Raw genomic sequence first — 15683 nt, 5'->3', positions numbered from 1 at the left:
CCGTTATGCCCCCGTTTAGGTTAGCCTGCCCTAATCTTGGGTAAGGTGCCGTTGCTTCCCCGCCCAGCTTCCCATTGGGAGAACGATGTTCCGCACCAGAAAGCTGTTCGCCGCAGTGGCGTTGGCCACGCTGACCCTCACCGCGTGCGGCGGGGGCGGCACGGACACCGGGACCACCTCGTCGGCCGCGGAAGGCCCGCGCACCATCACCGACGCGACCGGCGCGCAGGTCACCCTGCCCGCGCAACCCAAGAACGTGGTGGCGCTGGCCGAAACCGACCTCGACGCCGCGATCGCCCTCGGCGTCACGCCGATCGGCGCGAGCAAGTCCCGGCAGGGCGACAGCGTCGCGGGCTACCTGGCGGCCGAGGTGCCGGGCGTCAAGCTGGTCGGCGAGATCGTGGAACCCAACCTGGAGGCCATCGCCGCGCTCGACCCGAAGCCGGACGTCATCCTCTACGGCCACTTCATCGAGCCGGACCCGGCGCAGATCGCCGACCTCAACGCCATCGCGCCGACCGTGGTCACCAGCCTGGTGAAGGACGACTGGAAGGCCAGCCTCAAGGGCGTCGCGAACGCGCTGAACCTGTCCGCGAAGGCCGACGAGGTCATCCGGGACTACGACCGGAAGGTCAAGGACACCAAGGACTCCCTCGGCGCGAACGCCAACGCCGAGGTCAGCCTCGTCCGGTGGAACCCGCAGGGGCCGACCTACCTCCAGCAGCAGCACTTCGCCAGCACCATCGTCGCCGACCTCGGGTTGAAGCGCCCGCGGGCGCAGCAGACCGAGGGCACCGGCCCGTCCGACCCGGTGAGCCTGGAGAAGCTCGACGTGCTCGACGCCGACTGGCTGTTCCTGGGCACCCTCAACGCCGACGGCGCGTCGGCGCTCGAGCAGGCCGAGGCCAACCCGACCTGGACTCAGCTCAAGGCCGTGCGGGCCAAGCACGTGGTGACCGTGGACGGCGTGCCGTGGACCTCGCGCGGCGGCCCGGTCGCCGCGGGCATCGTGCTGGACGACATCCGCAAGGCGCTCGGCGCGTAAGCCCGGGGAGGGCGAGTGTGGCGGTACACGGACGGGCGCGGGGTCACCGTGACCCTGCCCCGCCGACCCGACCGGGTGGCGGTGGTGGACCTGCTGGCGACGTCCACCCTCTGGGCGGCCGGTGTTCGGCCGGTGTCCGCCGCGATGGGTGAGGACCCGGCCGACGACTGCCTGTCGGCCGTGGGTTTCGACCCGCGTGGCGTGACGCGACTGGACACAGTGGACGACCCGGAGCCGGACCCGGCGCTCCTGCTGGACGCCGACCTCGTGGTGGACCGCACGCACGGCGCCGGTTTGCAGCGCCTGGCGGACTGCCCGACGCCGGCGGTCGGCCTGACCCTCAAGGCGCCCGGCCAGTCGCTGGACGCGTTGCTCGCGGAGGCGGGCGCGCTGGCCGCGGCGCTGGGCTGCCCGCCCGTGCCGGAAGCGGCACGCGCCCGGTACCGGGCGGCGAAGTGGCGGGTGCGGGAGGCCGCGTTGTGGCGGCCCACCCGATCGGTCGGTTTCGCGTTCGCCCGGCACGGCGCGTTGACCGTGGTGGACCCGGACCGGTACCCGTGGCTGGTGACGCTCCGGGAACTGGGCGTGCGGCTCGCGCCGCCGGGCCGGTGGCCGTTGGCCGGTAAGCCACCCGGGGTGGAATTGCTGTACGTGTTCGACGAGGGGGTCGACGTGCCGGGGGCGCAGCTGTGGACCGATCGGTGGCACGCGTTCGACCACGCGGTGTACGCCGACCTGTTCACGGCCTTCGCCGACATGCTCGACGGTGACCCGTGCTGAGCCGGTCCACCGGGCTGGTGCTGTGCCTGGCGGCCCTGGTCGGCTGCGCGCTGCTCAGCGTCGCGGTGGGCGCGCGGTCCGTGCCGCTGTCCACCGTGCTGGAGGCGTTGTGGTCGTCGGACGGCTCCTACGACGCGCTGGTCGTCGCGCAGCAACGCGTGCCGCGCACCGTCCTGGGCGTCCTGGTCGGCGCGGCGCTCGGCCTGGCCGGCGCGCTGATGCAGTCGCTGACCCGCAACCCGTTGGCGGACCCCGGGTTGCTGGGCGTCAACAGCGGCGCGGCGGCGGCGGTGGTGTCCGCGATCGCGTTCCTGGGGCTGACCGGGCCGCTGGAGTACGTCTGGTTCGCGTTCGGCGGCGCGGCGGTCGCGGCGCTGGTCGTCTACGGGCTGGGCAGTTCCGGGCGGGCGGCCGGGCCGGTGCGGCTGGCGCTCGCGGGCACCGCGATCAGCGCCGTGCTGGTGGCCTACACCTACGCCGTGCAGCTGGCCGACGACAAGGCGCTGGACCAGTTCCGGTTCTGGATCGTCGGCGGTCTCGCCGGGCGGGACATGGACGTGCTGGTGCGCGTCGCGCCGTTCCTGGTCGTCGGCATCCTGGTGGCGCTGTTCCTGGCCCGGCCGCTGAACGTGATCGCGCTCGGCGACGAGACCGGGCGCGCGCTCGGCGCGAACCTGGGCCGGGTGCGGCTCACCGCCGCCGCCGCGATCACGCTGCTGTGCGGCGCCGCGACGGCCGCCGCGGGGCCGTTCTCGTTCATCGGCCTGACCGTGCCGCACATCGCGCGGTCGCTGGTCGGGGCCGACCAGCGGTGGGTCCTGCCGTACTCGGCGCTGCTCGCGCCGTGCCTGCTGCTGGGCGCGGACGTGGTGGGCCGGGTCGTGCTGCCGCCGAGCGAACTGGAAGCCGGGCTGGTGACGGCTTTCCTGGGCGCACCGGTGTTCATCGCCCTGGTGCGCGGGAGGAAGGTCGCCCAACTGTGACGGCACTCGGTTCCGTGCGGCTGCTGGACGGGCGGGTCTCGTTCCGGCTGCACGCGCGTTCGGTGTGGGTGTGCGGCGCGATCCTCGTGGTCACGCTGGGCGCGCTGGTGACCGCCCTGGTGGTCGGCGACTACCACGTCCCGCTGGGCGACGCCGTGCGCGCGGTGTTCGGGGAGAGCACGCGCATGGCCGAGCTTTTCGTGGCGCGCCGCCGGTTGCCGCGTGCCCTGACCGCCGTGCTGGTCGGCATCGCGCTCGGCGTGGCGGGCGCGGTGTTCCAGAGCCTGACCCGGAACCCGTTGGGCAGCCCCGACATCGTCGGTTTCGGGCAGGGCGCGTCGACCGGCGCGGTGGTGGTGCTGCTGTTGTTCGGCGGCGGCGCGACGCAGACCGCGCTCGGCGCGTTCGCCGGTGGCCTGGTCTCGGCGGCGGCGGTGTACCTGTTGGCGCTCAAGGGAGGCGCGCACGGGTACCGGCTGGTGCTGGTCGGCATCGGGGTGAGCGCGATGCTCATCGCGTTCAACAACTACCTGGTGACGCGGGCGGAGCTGACCGACGCGCGGGCGGCGACGGTGTGGATCGTCGGCAGCCTGTACGAGCGGCGGTGGCCGGAGGCCGTGCTGATGGCGGTGGCGCTGCTGGTGCTCGTGCCGGTGGTGCTGGCGCTGAGCCGGGCGTTGTCGGTGCTGGACATCGGGGACGAGGGCGCGACGGCGCTGGGCGTGCGGGTGGAGCCGACGCGGCTGGTGTTGATCGTCGCGGCGGTCGGGTTGACCGCGGTGGCGACGGCGTGCGCCGGTCCGGTGGCGTTCGTGGCGCTGGTCGCGCCGCAGGTGGCGCGTCGGCTCACCGGCTCGCCCGGACCAGGACTGGTGCCCGCCGGGCTGCTGGGCGGCGCGCTGCTGCTGATCAGCGATCTCGTGGCGCAGCGGCTGACGTCGCCGGGCGAACTGCCGGTCGGTGTCGTCACGGGCGCGGTCGGCGGCGTCTACCTCGCGTGGCTGCTGTACCGGGAATGGCGGTCCGGCCGTGGGTGACCGCGCGGTGGCCGACTGCGCCGTGAGGAGCACTGTCCGCTACAACACTTGTAGGTTAGCCTTACCTAAACGCACGCTAGAGTGATGTCCACCTCGACACCGCACCGGGGAGTCAACACCATGGTCGACCAGGGGATCGGGGGTCGTGTCGCGCTCGTGACCGGCGCCGGTCGGGGCATCGGCGCGGCCGTCGCCGCGGCGCTCACCGAGGCGGGCGCGATCGTCGCCGGCGTGGACCTCAAGGGCGCCGCCCACGAGGCCGATGTGTCCGATGTGGACAGCGTGGAAGAAGTCGTGGACCACGTGGAGCGCGTGCTCGGACCCATCTCGATCCTGGTGAACGTCGCGGGTGTGCTGCGCATGGGCCGCATCCTGGACACCACCGACGAGGACTGGCGGCGGACGTTCGCCGTCAACACCGACGGCGTGTTCCACGTGTCCCGGGCCGTCGCGCGGCGGATGGCGCCGCGACGCGCGGGCGTCATCGTGACGGTCGGGTCCAACGCGTCCGGCGTGCCGCGTGCCGACATGGGCGCGTACGCCGCCTCGAAAGCCGCGACCACCATGTTCACCCGCTGCCTCGGGCTGGAGCTGGCCGAGCACGGCATCCGGTGCAACGTCGTCTCGCCCGGCTCGACCGACACCGAGATGCAGCGGGCGCTGTGGACCGACGACGAGGGGCCCGCCCGCGTGATCGCGGGCGACCCGGCCGGCTTCCGCGTCGGCATCCCGCTGGGCCGCATCGCCGACCCGGCGGACATCGCCGACGCCGTGCTGTTCCTGGTGTCCGACCGGGCGCGGCACATCACCATGCAGAACCTCTACGTGGACGGCGGCGCGACACTGCGCGCCTGAGCCATGAACAGCGAACGGAGCAACCCGGTGCTAGCCGCCGAAACACCCAGCGCCCCGCCGAGTCTGGACACCTACCGGGAGGGCGGGTTCTTCTTCGCCTCGCCCACCGGCGTCCTCGCCGCCGCGGAGGCCGGCGCGGCGCTCGCCGCACCCCTGGAGCACGGCGAGGTCGTGGTGGGCGCGCTGCCGTTCCGGCCGGACGTGCCCTCCCGGCTCACGGTGCCGCGCGTGGTCCACCGCGGCGCGCCCCTGCACACGGTGTCGCTGCCCGCCCGGCCGACACCCGGCGGGCGGTGGCTGGACCAGCGCACCGACACCGAGTCCTACACCTCGGGCGTGCGGCGGGCGCTGGAGCTGATGGCGGGTGGCGGGCTGAGCAAGGTCGTGCTGGCGCGTGCGCTCGACCTGACCGCCGCCGAGCCGATCGACGTGTGCCAGGTGCTCGCCGCGCTCGCCGCCCGCGACCCGCGCGGCTACACCTTCGCCGCCGACCTCGGCGGCAGCACGCTCATCGGCACCAGCCCGGAGCTGCTGCTCCGCCGCACCGGCCGCGCCGTCGTGTCCAACCCGCTGGCGGGTTCCCGCCCGCGCAGCACCGAACCCGAGCAGGACGGCCGCAACGCCACCGAACTGCTGTCCTCCCGCAAGGACCTGCGTGAGCACGCGCTGGTGGTCGGCGCGGTGGCGGACGGGCTGGCCCCGTTCTGCCGCGAGCTGAACGTGCCCGCCCAGCCGGAACTCCTGCCCACCCGGACCATGTGGCACCTGTCGACCAAGGTGACCGGCGTGCTGCGGGACGAGAACGCGTCGGCGCTGGACCTGGCGACCGCGCTGCACCCGACGCCCGCCGTGTGCGGGGTGCCCGCGGACGCCGCGCGGAACCTGATCGGCGAGCTGGAGCCGTTCGACCGGGGCTTCTACACGGGTCTGGTCGGGTGGACCGACGACCGGGGCGACGGCGAGTGGATCGTGGCCATCCGGTGCGGCGAGGTCGCCGACCGCACGTTGCGGCTGTACGCGGGCGCGGGCGTGGTGCCCGGTTCCACGCCGGAGGACGAGCTGGCGGAGACCAGCGCCAAGTTCCGCACCTTCCTGGGTGCGCTGGGACTGAAGGAGTCGGCGTGAACGACTGGACGCCGTGGCCGGCCGAGTTCGCCCGCCGGTACCGGGAAGCCGGGTACTGGGTCGGTGAAACGCTCGGCGACTTCCTCGCCGCGCGGGCCGCGCGGTACGGCGACCGGGTCGCCGTGGTCGACGGCGAGCGCCGCTGGACGTACCGGGAGCTGGACGAGCGTGCTTCCCGCACCGCGCGGGGCTTCCTGGCGCGTGGCATCCGACCGGGCGACCGGGTGGTCGTGCAGCTGCCCAACGTGGCGGAGTACGCGGCCGTCGTGTTCGGGTTGTTCCGCGCGGGCGCGCTGCCGGTGTTCGCGTTGCCGTCGCACCGGTTCGCGGAGATCTCCGCGTTCTGCGGCATCACCGACGCGGTCGGGTACGTGGTGGCGGACTCGGTCGGCGGCTTCGACTTCCGGGCGCTCGCCACCCGGGTGCGTGCGGAAACGGGGCTGCGGCACGTCTTCGTGCACGGCGACCCGGGCGAGCACACGGCGCTCGCGGACGTGCCGGTGGCCGAGGGCGAGCTGCCGGAGGTGCGGGCGGGCGACGTGGCGTTCCTCCAGCTCTCCGGTGGCAGCACGGGCATACCCAAGCTGATCCCGCGCACCCACGACGACTACCTCTACAGCGTCCGGGAGAGCGCCGACATCTGCGGGCTGGACCAGGACACCGCGTACCTGGTGGCCCTGCCCGTCGCGCACAACTTCCCCATGTCCTCGCCCGGCATCCTGGGGGTGCTGCACGCGGGCGGCCGGATCGTCATGGCGCCCGCGCCGAGCCCCGACGTGGTTTTCCCGCTGATCGCGAAGGAACGCGTGGACATCACGGGTGTCGTGCCGCCGATCGCGTTGCAGTGGATGGCGTCGCCGGCCCGGCACGAGCACGACCTGTCCAGCCTGCGGGTGCTCCAGGTGGGCGGTGCGAAGTTCGTGCCCGAGGCGGCGCGGCGCGTCCGCGCCGAACTGGGCTGCGCGTTGCAGCAGGTGTTCGGCATGGCCGAGGGACTGGTGAACTACACGCGGTTCGACGACCCGGAGGAGGTCGTCGTCACCAGCCAGGGCCGGCCCATCTCGCCGGACGACGAGCTGCGGGTCGTGGCCGAGGACGGCGCGGAGGTCGCGCCCGGCGAGGTCGGCGAGCTGCTGACCCGAGGCCCGTACACGATCCGCGGCTACTACCGCGCCGACGAGCACAACCGGGTCGCCTTCACACCCGACGGCTTCTACCGCACCGGGGACCTGGTGCGCCGCCTGCCGTCCGGGCACCTGGTGGTGGAGGGCCGCGCCAAGGACCAGATCAACCGCGGTGGCGAGAAGGTGGCCGCCGAGGAGATCGAGAACCACCTGCTGGCCCACCCCGCCGTGCACGACGCGGCCGTGGTCGCGATCCCGGACGACTACCTGGGTGAGCGGACCTGCGCGTTCGTCATCGCCACCGGTCAGCCGCCGACCGGACCCGCGTTGCGCGCCTTCCTGCGCGAACGCGGCCTGGCGGCCTACAAGATCCCCGACCGCATCGAGGTCGTGGACGCCTTTCCGCACACCGGGGTCGGCAAGACCAGCCGCCGCGACCTGCGGCGGGCGCTCGCCGACACGTTCAGAAAGGCGCGTTGAGATGGGGCTGCCGACCATCGAGCCGTACCCGATGCCCACTGCCGCGGACCTGCCCGTGAACCGGGTGAAGTGGGTCTGCGCGCCGTCCCGCGCGGTGCTGCTGATCCACGACATGCAGAACCACTTCCTGCGCGCGTTCGACCCGGACGCCTCGCCGGTGGTCGAGCTGGTCGAGAACATCCGCGCCCTGCGGCAGACTTGCCACGCGCTCGGCATCCCCGTCGTGTACTCGGCGCAGCCCGGCGGGCAGAGCACCGAGCAGCGGGGCCTGCAACTGGACATGTGGGGCACGGGCATCGGCACGGACCCGCACGACGCCGAGATCGTCGACGCGCTCGCGCCCGGTGCGGGTGACGTGCGGATGACCAAGTGGCGTTACAACGCGTTCCACCGCACGGACCTGCGCTCGCTGCTCGACTCGTCCGGCCGCGACCAGCTCGTGGTGACCGGCATCTACGCCCACATCGGCTGCCTGATGACGGCGGCCGACGCGTTCATGCAGGACATCCAGGCGTTCTTCGTGGCGGACGCGGTGGCCGACTTCTCCGCCGACGACCACCACATGGCGGTGCGCTACGCCGCCGGCCGCTGCGCCGTCACCACCACGACGACGCGGTTGATCACCGAACTGAACGGAGCGGCATGACCAAGGACGACGTGCGCAACCAGATCGCCGCGGTGCTCGACATCGCGCCCGCGGAGATCGCCGACGACGACAACCTCCTGGACCACGGGCTGGACTCGGTGCGGGTGATGTCGCTGGTCGAGTCGTGGCGCGCGAACGGCGCGTCGATCGCGTTCGTGGACCTCGCGGAGACCCCGACCGTGGCGGCGTGGGCAGACCTCCTGTCCCGCTAGGGGCGCCCTCGAGACGGAGCACGGCCCGGACCGCCTCCGCCAACCACGCCACCTGCTGAGGACTGGCCCCCGGGAAGTCGGGTGGGCTCACGGGATCGAGCCCACCCGCCCCCGGCTACTTCGTGGACCCGGCCAGCACACCCTGCACGAAGTACCGCTGGAACAGCAGGAAAACCGCGAGCGGCACGACCATGGACAGGAACGCGCCGGTCGACAGCAGGTCGATGTTCGTCCCGAACTGCCGCAACTGCGCCCGCAGCGCCACCGTGATCGGCGCCGAGTCCTGGTCCGCGAACACCAACGCCACCAGGAGGTCGTTCCACACCCACAGGAACTGGAAGATCGTCAGCGACGCGATGGCGGGCTTGGCGATCGGCAGCACCACCCGCCGGAGGACCACCCACTCCCGCGCGCCGTCCATCCGCGCCGCCTCCACCAGGTCGCGCGGGATGCCGGCGAAGAAGTTGCGCAGCAGGAAGATCGCGAACGGCAGCCCGAACGCGACGTGGAACAGCACTACCCCGGTGATCGTCCCGAACAACCCCAGCGCGCCGAACAGCTTGGCCCCCGGGATCAACGCCACCTGGACCGGCAGCACCAGCAGGCCCACCACCAGCGTGGTCAACCACAGCCTGCCCGGGAACTCGATCCAGGCCAACCCGTACGCGGCGAGCGCCGCGATGACCACCACCAGAACCGTTGCGGGGACGGCGATGTAGACCGTGTTGAGGAACGACCGCAGCACGGTCGAGTTGTGCACCAGGTCGGCGTAGTTGGTCAGGGTCAGCTCGGCCGGCGCGGTGAGCACGGTCCACCACCCGGAAGCGGTGTTCGCCGACTCCTCCCGCAGCGACGCGACCAGCAGCCCGAGCACCGGCACCAGCCAGAACAACGCCACCAGGGCCAACCCGACCTGGACGGCGCCACCGCCGAGCCGGGACACCAGGCGGGACAGCACGCCGCGCCGGGGCGAGCCGGCCACGGAAACCTCGACCACGGTCACGACCGCTCCCGCCGGAACCGCCTGACGTTGAACAACATCGCCGGTGCCACGAGCAGGAACAGCACCACCGCGAGCGCGCTGCCCACCCCCTGGTCGCCGCCGGTGTTGAACGACACCTGCCACATCTGGAGGGCCAGCACGTTCGCCTCCTCCTGCACCGATCCGGGCGCGATCACGAACACCAGCTCGAACACCTTCAACACGTTGATGACCAGCGTCACGAACACCACCAGCAGCACGGGCGACAGCAACGGCACCGTGACGCGGCGGAACACCTGCCACTCCGTCGCGCCGTCGACGCGCGCGGCCTCCAGGGCGTCCCGGGGGATCGCCGACAGCCCGGCGGCGATGAACGTGATGGCGAACCCCGTCATGATCCAGATCCAGGACGAGATGATCACCGGGGTGATCAGCGACGGGCCGAGCCACGTCAGACCCCGGAACGGCAGGGCGAAGTTGGTCGCCGCCAGCCGCAGCGCGTACCGGCCGTCCCCGAGGTCGGGGAAGGTGAACCGGCCGTCGTCGCCGGTCGTCGCCCGGCCCACGACCCGCCCCTCCCGCAGTGCTTCCACGGCGAGGCCGGGCAACCCGCGCTCACCGGCGTCCAACGCACCCGCCCGGCCGCCCACGGACACGTCGAGCCAGACGACACCACGCAGTTCCCGAGCGCCCGCACGGGGTTGCGTCGCGGCGGACGCCTCGCTCGCCACCTGCCCGGGAGGAAAACCCACCAGCGGTACGGGAACCGCGCTCCCCGGCTCGTAGGTCGACGTGCTCGTGAAGCCGCCCTCCGCGGGTGCGAACGCCACGGCGTCGCGAGGTCGCGCGCCGGCGTAGGGCGACGGCGCGGAGAACAGGTCGTGGACGCCGACCGCCACCGCGTTGACCACGCCCTGGTTCGGGTCCTCCTCGTACACCAGGCGGAAGATGATCCCGGACGCGAACAGCGAGATGGCCATCGGCATGAACAACACCAGCCGGAACGCCGTCGCCCACCGGATGCGCTCGGTCAGCACCGCCAGCACCAGCCCGAGACCGGTCACCACGGCGGGTGCGACGACCACCCAGATCACGTTGTTCTTGAACGCGGTCAGCGTGCGGGCGTCGGTGAACAGGTCGACGTAGTTGCCGAACCCGACGAACGCCGAGCCGGACCGGTCGAAGAAGCTGCGCACCAGCGAGTACACCAGCGGGTACAGCACCAGCGCGGCCAGGAGCACGAGGGCGGGCAACAGGAACGGCACCGCCTGGCGCGGCGAGCGGCCGGGTGTCGGGTCCACGGCGAAGCGGCCTGCCTTCGCCACCGTCACCGCTGGTACGCCTTGGCCGCCTCGGACTCCAGTCGCTGCACGGCGGCTTCGACGTCCTTCGGGTCGGCGAGGAAGTCCTGGAGCGCCTTCCACTCGCCCGCGCCCTTCGTGCCGCCGAAAGCGGCGGGCGCGAGGTCCGACATGTCGAACCGCACGTTGTCGCCCGCGTCGACGAGCTGCCCGGCCAGCTCGCGGGTCACCTCGTCGGGGTAGCTGTCGGCCGGGATGCCCTTGTTGGGCGACAGGAAACCACCGAGCCGCGCCCACACCTCGCCCGCGGCCGGTGACGCCAGGAACGCCATCAGCTCGTTGGTGGCGGGGTCGTCCTTGAGCTGCACGGCCACGTCACCGCCCGCCACGACCGAGTCCGGGCTGCCGCCGATGCTGGGGAACCGGAAGAACTTGGCGTCCTCGCCGACCTTCGCCTTGGTGTTGGTGGTGATCACCGATGCCACGAAGTCGGCCTCGAACACCATCGCGGCCTTCGGCGACTCGCCGAACACGTTGATCACCGACTTGGGGAACTCGGTCTGGAGCGCGCCCGAGCCACCGCCCTCGACCAGCCGGGGGTCGCCGAACAACTCGCCCAGCCTGCTCAGCGCCGTGCGCACGGACGGGTCGGTCCACGGAATCTCGTGCGTGGCGAGCTTGTCGTAGTCGGCGGGTCCGGCCGTGCGCAGGTAGACGTTCTCGAACCAGTCGGTCAGCGTCCAACCGTCCGCACCGCCGACGGACACCGCGGCCTGCCCGGTGTCGGCCACCGCGCGGCCCACCGCGAGGAAGTCCTCCCACGTCCGCGGCGGCTGCGCGCCGATCTCGTCGAGAGCATCGCCGCGGTACCAGATGGCGGACTTGTTGGCGGCCTTGAAGTAGACGCCGTACAGCTTGCCGTCGACCGTGCCGTGCTTCTTCCACACCCCGGCGTTGTGCTCGGTGACGGCCTTTTCGACGTCACCCGACACGGCCTTGAGCGCACCGGCCCGCGCGAGTTGTCGCACCAGGCCGGGTTGGGCGACGAGGGCGACGTTCGGCGGTGTGCCGCCCTGCACGCGGGTCTGGAGGACGGTGGGTAACTCGTCACCCGCGGGCGTGTAGCGGACGTCGGCGCCGGTCTTGTCCTCGAAGACGCGCAACACCTGCTCGAACCGCTGCTGCTCGTCGCCCGACCACGTGCCGACCACCTCCACCGTCTGCCCGGCCAGCGGCCCGTCACCCGCGCCGGCGGTGGTGCCGCCGGAGCACGCGGTCAGCATCGCGATCACCGCCGCCAGCGCGGCGGTCACCTTCAAGCGGTTCATCGCTGCCCTCCTGACTTGTCGGTCCACACGGACAACCCGGTGGCCGGGTCGAAGAAGTGCAGCCGGGACGTGTCCACCCACACCGCCACCGGCTGACCCTCGTAGGTGTGCGTCCGGGGCGAGAACCGGCCGACCAGCACCACACCGCCGCCCTTGGGCAGCGTCGCGGTGCCGTCGTCCTCGGCCAGCGCCCTGGTGTCCTCGGTGACCACCGGCGCGGCGTCGACCGGGAAGTGCACCAGCACGTCCGATCCCATCGCCTCCACCAGGTCGGCCACCGAGTGCAGGATCGAACCCTCGCCCGCGTCGGCGAGCGCGGCGTCCTCCATGTCCTCGGGGCGGATGCCGAGCACCACGTCGCGGCCCGCGTACCCGGCCAGCGCGGGCCGCGACAGCAGCACGGAATCGGGCAGCAGCAAGGCGTCCGTGCCGACCGTGAGCCAGTGGCGCCCGTCGTCGTCGCGGTCGAGCCGGGCCGTCACGAGGTTCATGCCGGGCGAGCCGATGAACCCGGCGACGAACAGGTTCACCGGGCGGTCGTACAGCTCCTGCGGTGGCCCGACCTGTTGCAGCACACCGCGTTTCATCACGGCCACGCGGTCGCCGAGCGTCATCGCCTCGGTCTGGTCGTGCGTGACGTAGACAGTGGTGACGCCGAGGTCTCGTTGTATGCGGGCGATCTGCGCACGCATCTGCACGCGCAGCTTGGCGTCCAAATTGGACAGCGGCTCGTCCATCAGGAAGGCGCGGGGAGCGCGGACGATCGCCCGCCCCATCGCGACCCGCTGCCGCTGGCCGCCGGACAGGTTGCGGGGCTTGCGGTCCAGGTGCTCGTGCAGCTCCAGCACCTCGGCGACCTCGCGCACCCGCCGGTCGATCTCGTCCTTGGGCAGCTTGCGCAGGGTCAGCCCGAACGCGATGTTGTCGTAGACGTCCAGGTGCGGGTAGAGCGCGTAGGACTGGAACACCATGGCCACGTCCCGGTCCCGCGACGGCACGTCGTTGACGGTCCGCTCGCCGATCCGGATCGACCCCTCGCTCACGCTCTCCAGTCCCGCGATCATCCGCAGGGCGGTGGTCTTGCCGCACCCGGAAGGTCCCACCAGCACCAGGAACTCCCCGTCCCGGATCTCCAGGTTGAGGTCGTCGACCGCGCGGGTGCCGTCGACGTAGACCTTGCCGAGACCGCTCAGAACGACTTCCGCCACGCCTGCTCCTCGTCGCGTCCGGGCCGGCTCCGACCCGGTCGGCCACGTCGCGGGTGCGAGCCGCGACACCCGGGATTACGGTGGAGCAGACAGTAGTGGGCGGTTCCCTAAGGCACCGTTAAGAGCCAGGCACGGTTTCGCTAAGGTGGGCCGGCTCGGCGACCATCCCCCGGTGCGGGCCGCCGAAGGCATACCCTCCTGGCATGTCCAAGGTGCTGCTGGTCGAGGACGACCCGGTGGTCCAGGCGGCGCTGGTGCACGCGCTGACCGACCTCGGGCACGAGGTGCGCGCGGTCGGCACGGCGGTCGCCGCGCTGCGGGAGGCGGGCACGCGGGAACCCGACCTGGTCATCCTGGACCTGGGCCTGCCCGACCTGGACGGCGTGGCGGCGCTGCGGATGCTGCGTGGCGTGAGCGACGTGCCGGTCATCATCGCGACCGCCCGCGACGGGGAGAGTTCCGTGGTGCGGTCGCTGAACGCGGGTGCCGACGACTACATAGTCAAGCCCTTCTCCGCCGAACACCTGGCCGCGCGGATCAACGCGTTGCTGCGGCGGACCGCGGGCGTGCCGCGCCTGGACCGGGACCTGCTGGTGGTCGGCGACCTGCGGGTCGACCTGGCGCAGCGGCAGGTGTTGCGCGCGGGGAGGATGGTGGCGTTGAGCAGGCGGGAGTTCGACCTGCTGGCCTACCTGGCGCGGCGGCCGAACCGGGTGATCCCGCGGCGGGAGCTTTTCCAAGCCGTGTGGGGTCAGCCGTATCTGGGCGACGACAAGACCATAGACGTCCACGTGTCGTGGCTGCGCAGCAAGCTGGGCGAGACCGCGGCGAAACCCCGTTACCTGCACACCGTGCGCGGCGTCGGGTTCAAGCTGGTGTCGCCGTAATGAGAGGGTTGCTCACGCGGGCGTTGGCGTGGTCGTCGGTGTTGGTGGGCGTGCTGGTCGCGGGTGTCGCGGGATGCCTGCTGGTCGCGATGGCGGCGGAGCACGCCGAGGCGGCGGACCGGCACGACGCGATCACCGTGGCGGCGGTGCTCGCGGTGACCACCGACCCGGACGCGGTGCGCGGCGCGGTGGCCCGAACCCGCGCCGGTGCGGAGGGCAGGCTGGCCGTGCGCCTGCCGTCCGGCGAGAAGATCGGCATGAGCAATGCCGCGGATGGTTTCGCCGTGTCCACAGTGGACTCGTCTTCGGCGCTGATCACCCTGACGCCGGCCCCGCGAGCAACCCCCGGCTTGTGGCTGAGCCTGTGCCTGCTGCTCCTGGCCGTCGCCACGGCGACGTGGGCGTCGATCGCCCTGGGCCGACGCCTGACGTCCCCGATGCTCCAGGCACTGCGCGTGCTGGCGACAACGGCCTCCGACGTCGCCCACCAGGGTTTGGACAAGCGGATACACGCCACCGGGCCACCCGAACTGGTAGCCCTGGCAACCGCCATCAACGCCGCGGCCGACCGGACGGAACGGTTGCTGGCCAAGGAAAGGGAGATGATCGCGGACGTGTCCCACCGCTTGCGCACGCCGTTGACAGCGCTGAGGCTCGACGCGGACGCCATCGGCGGCGGCCCGGTGGCGGAGCGCATCCGGCGGGCGGTCAGCGTCATGGGGCGGGACGTCGACCGGATCATCGAGTCACTGCGCCCGGTGCCCGCGGTGGTCGCGGAGGGCGGTTGCGACGTGGCCGAAGTGGTGACGGGGCGGATGGCCTTCTGGGCGGCGCACGCGGCGGACCAGGGGCGGGCCTGTGAGGTGGACGTGCCGTACGAGTCGACCTGCGTGAGCCTGACGGCGGACGCCTTGGGCGCGGTGGTGGACGCGTTGCTGGAAAACGTTTTCCACCACACACCCGCGCGGACGCCGTTGAGCGTGGCGGTGGTGAAACACGCAGGCTGGATAACGCTGGTGGTGGAAGACGGCGGGCCGGGCATAGCGAACCCGGAACGGGCCCTGCACAGAGGCGCCTCCACCGGCGGCTCCACGGGCCTGGGCCTGGACATAGCAAGAGCCGCGGCAGAAGCCACGAACGGCACGATCCACCTGGAACGCGGCCGGTTGGGCGGAGCGCGGATCAGACTACGCCTGGGCGAAGCCAACACCCCGCACGAACCCACAAGCCCCCGCGCCTGGCGCCTATGGCAAGGCCACTCCTAACTCCCGCCCTGCCCTCCCCATCCCGCCGTCACCCTCACGCGCGCCCTCCTTCACCCGGCTCCCCGCTCGCCCGTCGCCCACCTCGACTCGCCTACAGTCGGATTCCGCGACCCATCGGCACCCCAGCCGCCAATCCGCCGGCACAGCTCCACCGGCGCAACTCCACCGGCGCACACTCCACCGGCACAGTTCCACCAGGCGATCGCCCGGTTCCGCTCGACCAAGCCATCCGCCCCGCCTGGTCCGGCACCCTGTCCGACTCTCGTCGGGCGGCTCGTTCCTGACCGGCCAGGTGCCTCCCGCGCCTGCCTCCGGCTCGGCTACGCCGAGGGGTGACCTCGCTGCTCGGTCGACGCGGAAACTTTCAGGGAGCCTGCCTGATAGTTTCGGGCCGCAGAACTTTCAGGCAGGCTCCCTGAAAGATA

15 protein-coding genes are annotated in these 15683 nt (G+C 72.1%); 11 read left to right on the top strand and 4 right to left on the bottom strand.

Going from position 1 to position 15683, the window contains the following annotated elements:
* The first annotated feature begins 85 nt into the window (after nucleotides 1–85).
* The 9 genes from KZQ38_RS06865 to KZQ38_RS06825 all read left to right on the top strand — a co-directional run bounded on the left by KZQ38_RS06865 (nucleotide 86) and on the right by KZQ38_RS06825 (nucleotide 8287).
* Nucleotides 86–1045, top strand: a complete 960-nt coding sequence (locus tag KZQ38_RS06865) for an ABC transporter substrate-binding protein (protein WP_219439724.1) — start codon at nucleotides 86–88, stop codon at nucleotides 1043–1045.
* A gap of 15 nt (nucleotides 1046–1060) precedes the next feature.
* On the top strand, nucleotides 1061–1825 hold the full coding sequence (locus KZQ38_RS06860; RefSeq protein ID WP_219439722.1) for a hypothetical protein: 765 nt from the start codon (nucleotides 1061–1063) through the stop codon (nucleotides 1823–1825).
* Nucleotides 1819–2808, top strand: coding sequence for a FecCD family ABC transporter permease (locus KZQ38_RS06855; RefSeq protein WP_219439720.1), 990 nt, complete (start codon nucleotides 1819–1821; stop codon nucleotides 2806–2808). The genes KZQ38_RS06860 and KZQ38_RS06855 overlap by 7 nt, the downstream gene beginning before the upstream one ends.
* The gene (locus KZQ38_RS06850) at nucleotides 2805–3845 is read left to right on the top strand and encodes a FecCD family ABC transporter permease (protein WP_219439718.1); all 1041 of its coding nucleotides are present in this window, start codon (nucleotides 2805–2807) and stop codon (nucleotides 3843–3845) included. The genes KZQ38_RS06855 and KZQ38_RS06850 overlap by 4 nt, the downstream gene beginning before the upstream one ends.
* A gap of 120 nt (nucleotides 3846–3965) precedes the next feature.
* Nucleotides 3966–4700, top strand: coding sequence for a 2,3-dihydro-2,3-dihydroxybenzoate dehydrogenase (locus KZQ38_RS06845; RefSeq protein WP_219440371.1), 735 nt, complete (start codon nucleotides 3966–3968; stop codon nucleotides 4698–4700).
* 3 nt (nucleotides 4701–4703) lie between these two features.
* Nucleotides 4704–5825 carry an isochorismate synthase gene (locus KZQ38_RS06840; protein WP_257900950.1) on the top strand — a complete coding sequence of 374 codons (1122 nt, stop codon included), beginning with the start codon at nucleotides 4704–4706 and terminating at the stop codon, nucleotides 5823–5825.
* Nucleotides 5822–7429, top strand: a complete 1608-nt coding sequence (locus KZQ38_RS06835) for a (2,3-dihydroxybenzoyl)adenylate synthase (protein WP_219439716.1) — start codon at nucleotides 5822–5824, stop codon at nucleotides 7427–7429. The genes KZQ38_RS06840 and KZQ38_RS06835 overlap by 4 nt, the downstream gene beginning before the upstream one ends.
* 1 nt (nucleotide 7430) lies before the next feature.
* A complete protein-coding gene (locus KZQ38_RS06830; RefSeq protein WP_219439714.1) occupies nucleotides 7431–8075 on the top strand; it encodes an isochorismatase family protein in 645 nt (214 codons plus the stop codon).
* A complete protein-coding gene (locus KZQ38_RS06825; RefSeq protein ID WP_219439712.1) occupies nucleotides 8072–8287 on the top strand; it encodes a phosphopantetheine-binding protein in 216 nt (71 codons plus the stop codon). Before KZQ38_RS06830 ends, KZQ38_RS06825 begins: the two co-directional genes overlap by 4 nt.
* Before the next feature lie 115 nt (nucleotides 8288–8402).
* Here the strand turns inward: KZQ38_RS06825 and KZQ38_RS06820 are convergent, their stop codons facing one another.
* Genes KZQ38_RS06820 through KZQ38_RS06805 form a run of 4 tightly spaced genes read right to left on the bottom strand, consistent with a single transcriptional unit; the run spans nucleotide 8403 to nucleotide 13106 of the window.
* Nucleotides 8403–9290 carry a carbohydrate ABC transporter permease gene (locus KZQ38_RS06820; RefSeq protein WP_308258280.1) on the bottom strand — a complete coding sequence of 296 codons (888 nt, stop codon included), beginning with the start codon at nucleotides 9288–9290 and terminating at the stop codon, nucleotides 8403–8405.
* On the bottom strand, nucleotides 9287–10600 hold the full coding sequence (locus KZQ38_RS06815; protein ID WP_219439710.1) for a carbohydrate ABC transporter permease: 1314 nt from the start codon (nucleotides 10598–10600) through the stop codon (nucleotides 9287–9289). The genes KZQ38_RS06820 and KZQ38_RS06815 overlap by 4 nt, the downstream gene beginning before the upstream one ends.
* Nucleotides 10597–11898, bottom strand: coding sequence for an ABC transporter substrate-binding protein (locus KZQ38_RS06810; RefSeq protein WP_219439708.1), 1302 nt, complete (start codon nucleotides 11896–11898; stop codon nucleotides 10597–10599). The genes KZQ38_RS06815 and KZQ38_RS06810 overlap by 4 nt, the downstream gene beginning before the upstream one ends.
* Nucleotides 11895–13106, bottom strand: coding sequence for an ABC transporter ATP-binding protein (locus KZQ38_RS06805; protein ID WP_219439706.1), 1212 nt, complete (start codon nucleotides 13104–13106; stop codon nucleotides 11895–11897). Before KZQ38_RS06805 ends, KZQ38_RS06810 begins: the two co-directional genes overlap by 4 nt.
* A gap of 203 nt (nucleotides 13107–13309) precedes the next feature.
* Here KZQ38_RS06805 and KZQ38_RS06800 point away from each other — a divergent pair, with 203 nt between their 5' ends.
* Both KZQ38_RS06800 and KZQ38_RS06795 read left to right on the top strand, forming a co-directional pair.
* Complete coding sequence (locus KZQ38_RS06800; protein ID WP_219439704.1) at nucleotides 13310–13993, top strand: response regulator transcription factor; 684 nt, start codon at nucleotides 13310–13312, stop codon at nucleotides 13991–13993.
* Nucleotides 13993–15258 carry a sensor histidine kinase gene (locus KZQ38_RS06795; RefSeq protein ID WP_219439702.1) on the top strand — a complete coding sequence of 422 codons (1266 nt, stop codon included), beginning with the start codon at nucleotides 13993–13995 and terminating at the stop codon, nucleotides 15256–15258. The genes KZQ38_RS06800 and KZQ38_RS06795 overlap by 1 nt, the downstream gene beginning before the upstream one ends.
* Nucleotides 15259–15683: the final 425 nt, after the last annotated feature.

The organism is Saccharothrix obliqua (assembly GCF_019375475.1).
Lineage (GTDB): Bacteria > Actinomycetota > Actinomycetes > Mycobacteriales > Pseudonocardiaceae > Actinosynnema > Actinosynnema obliqua.
The sequence above is the reverse complement of the archived record's forward strand: the minus strand, read 5'-3'. Positions and strand labels throughout refer to the sequence as shown.

Coding starts and splice junctions, on each gene's coding strand:
- KZQ38_RS06810 (WP_219439708.1), bottom strand. CDS start 11,898: ATGAACCGCTTGAAGGTGACCGCCGCGCTGGCGGCGGTGATCGCGATG.
- KZQ38_RS06825 (WP_219439712.1), top strand. CDS start 8,072: ATGACCAAGGACGACGTGCGCAACCAGATCGCCGCGGTGCTCGACATC.
- KZQ38_RS06795 (WP_219439702.1), top strand. CDS start 13,993: ATGAGAGGGTTGCTCACGCGGGCGTTGGCGTGGTCGTCGGTGTTGGTG.
- KZQ38_RS06840 (WP_257900950.1), top strand. CDS start 4,704: ATGAACAGCGAACGGAGCAACCCGGTGCTAGCCGCCGAAACACCCAGC.
- KZQ38_RS06830 (WP_219439714.1), top strand. CDS start 7,431: ATGGGGCTGCCGACCATCGAGCCGTACCCGATGCCCACTGCCGCGGAC.
- KZQ38_RS06800 (WP_219439704.1), top strand. CDS start 13,310: ATGTCCAAGGTGCTGCTGGTCGAGGACGACCCGGTGGTCCAGGCGGCG.
- KZQ38_RS06845 (WP_219440371.1), top strand. CDS start 3,966: ATGGTCGACCAGGGGATCGGGGGTCGTGTCGCGCTCGTGACCGGCGCC.
- KZQ38_RS06865 (WP_219439724.1), top strand. CDS start 86: ATGTTCCGCACCAGAAAGCTGTTCGCCGCAGTGGCGTTGGCCACGCTG.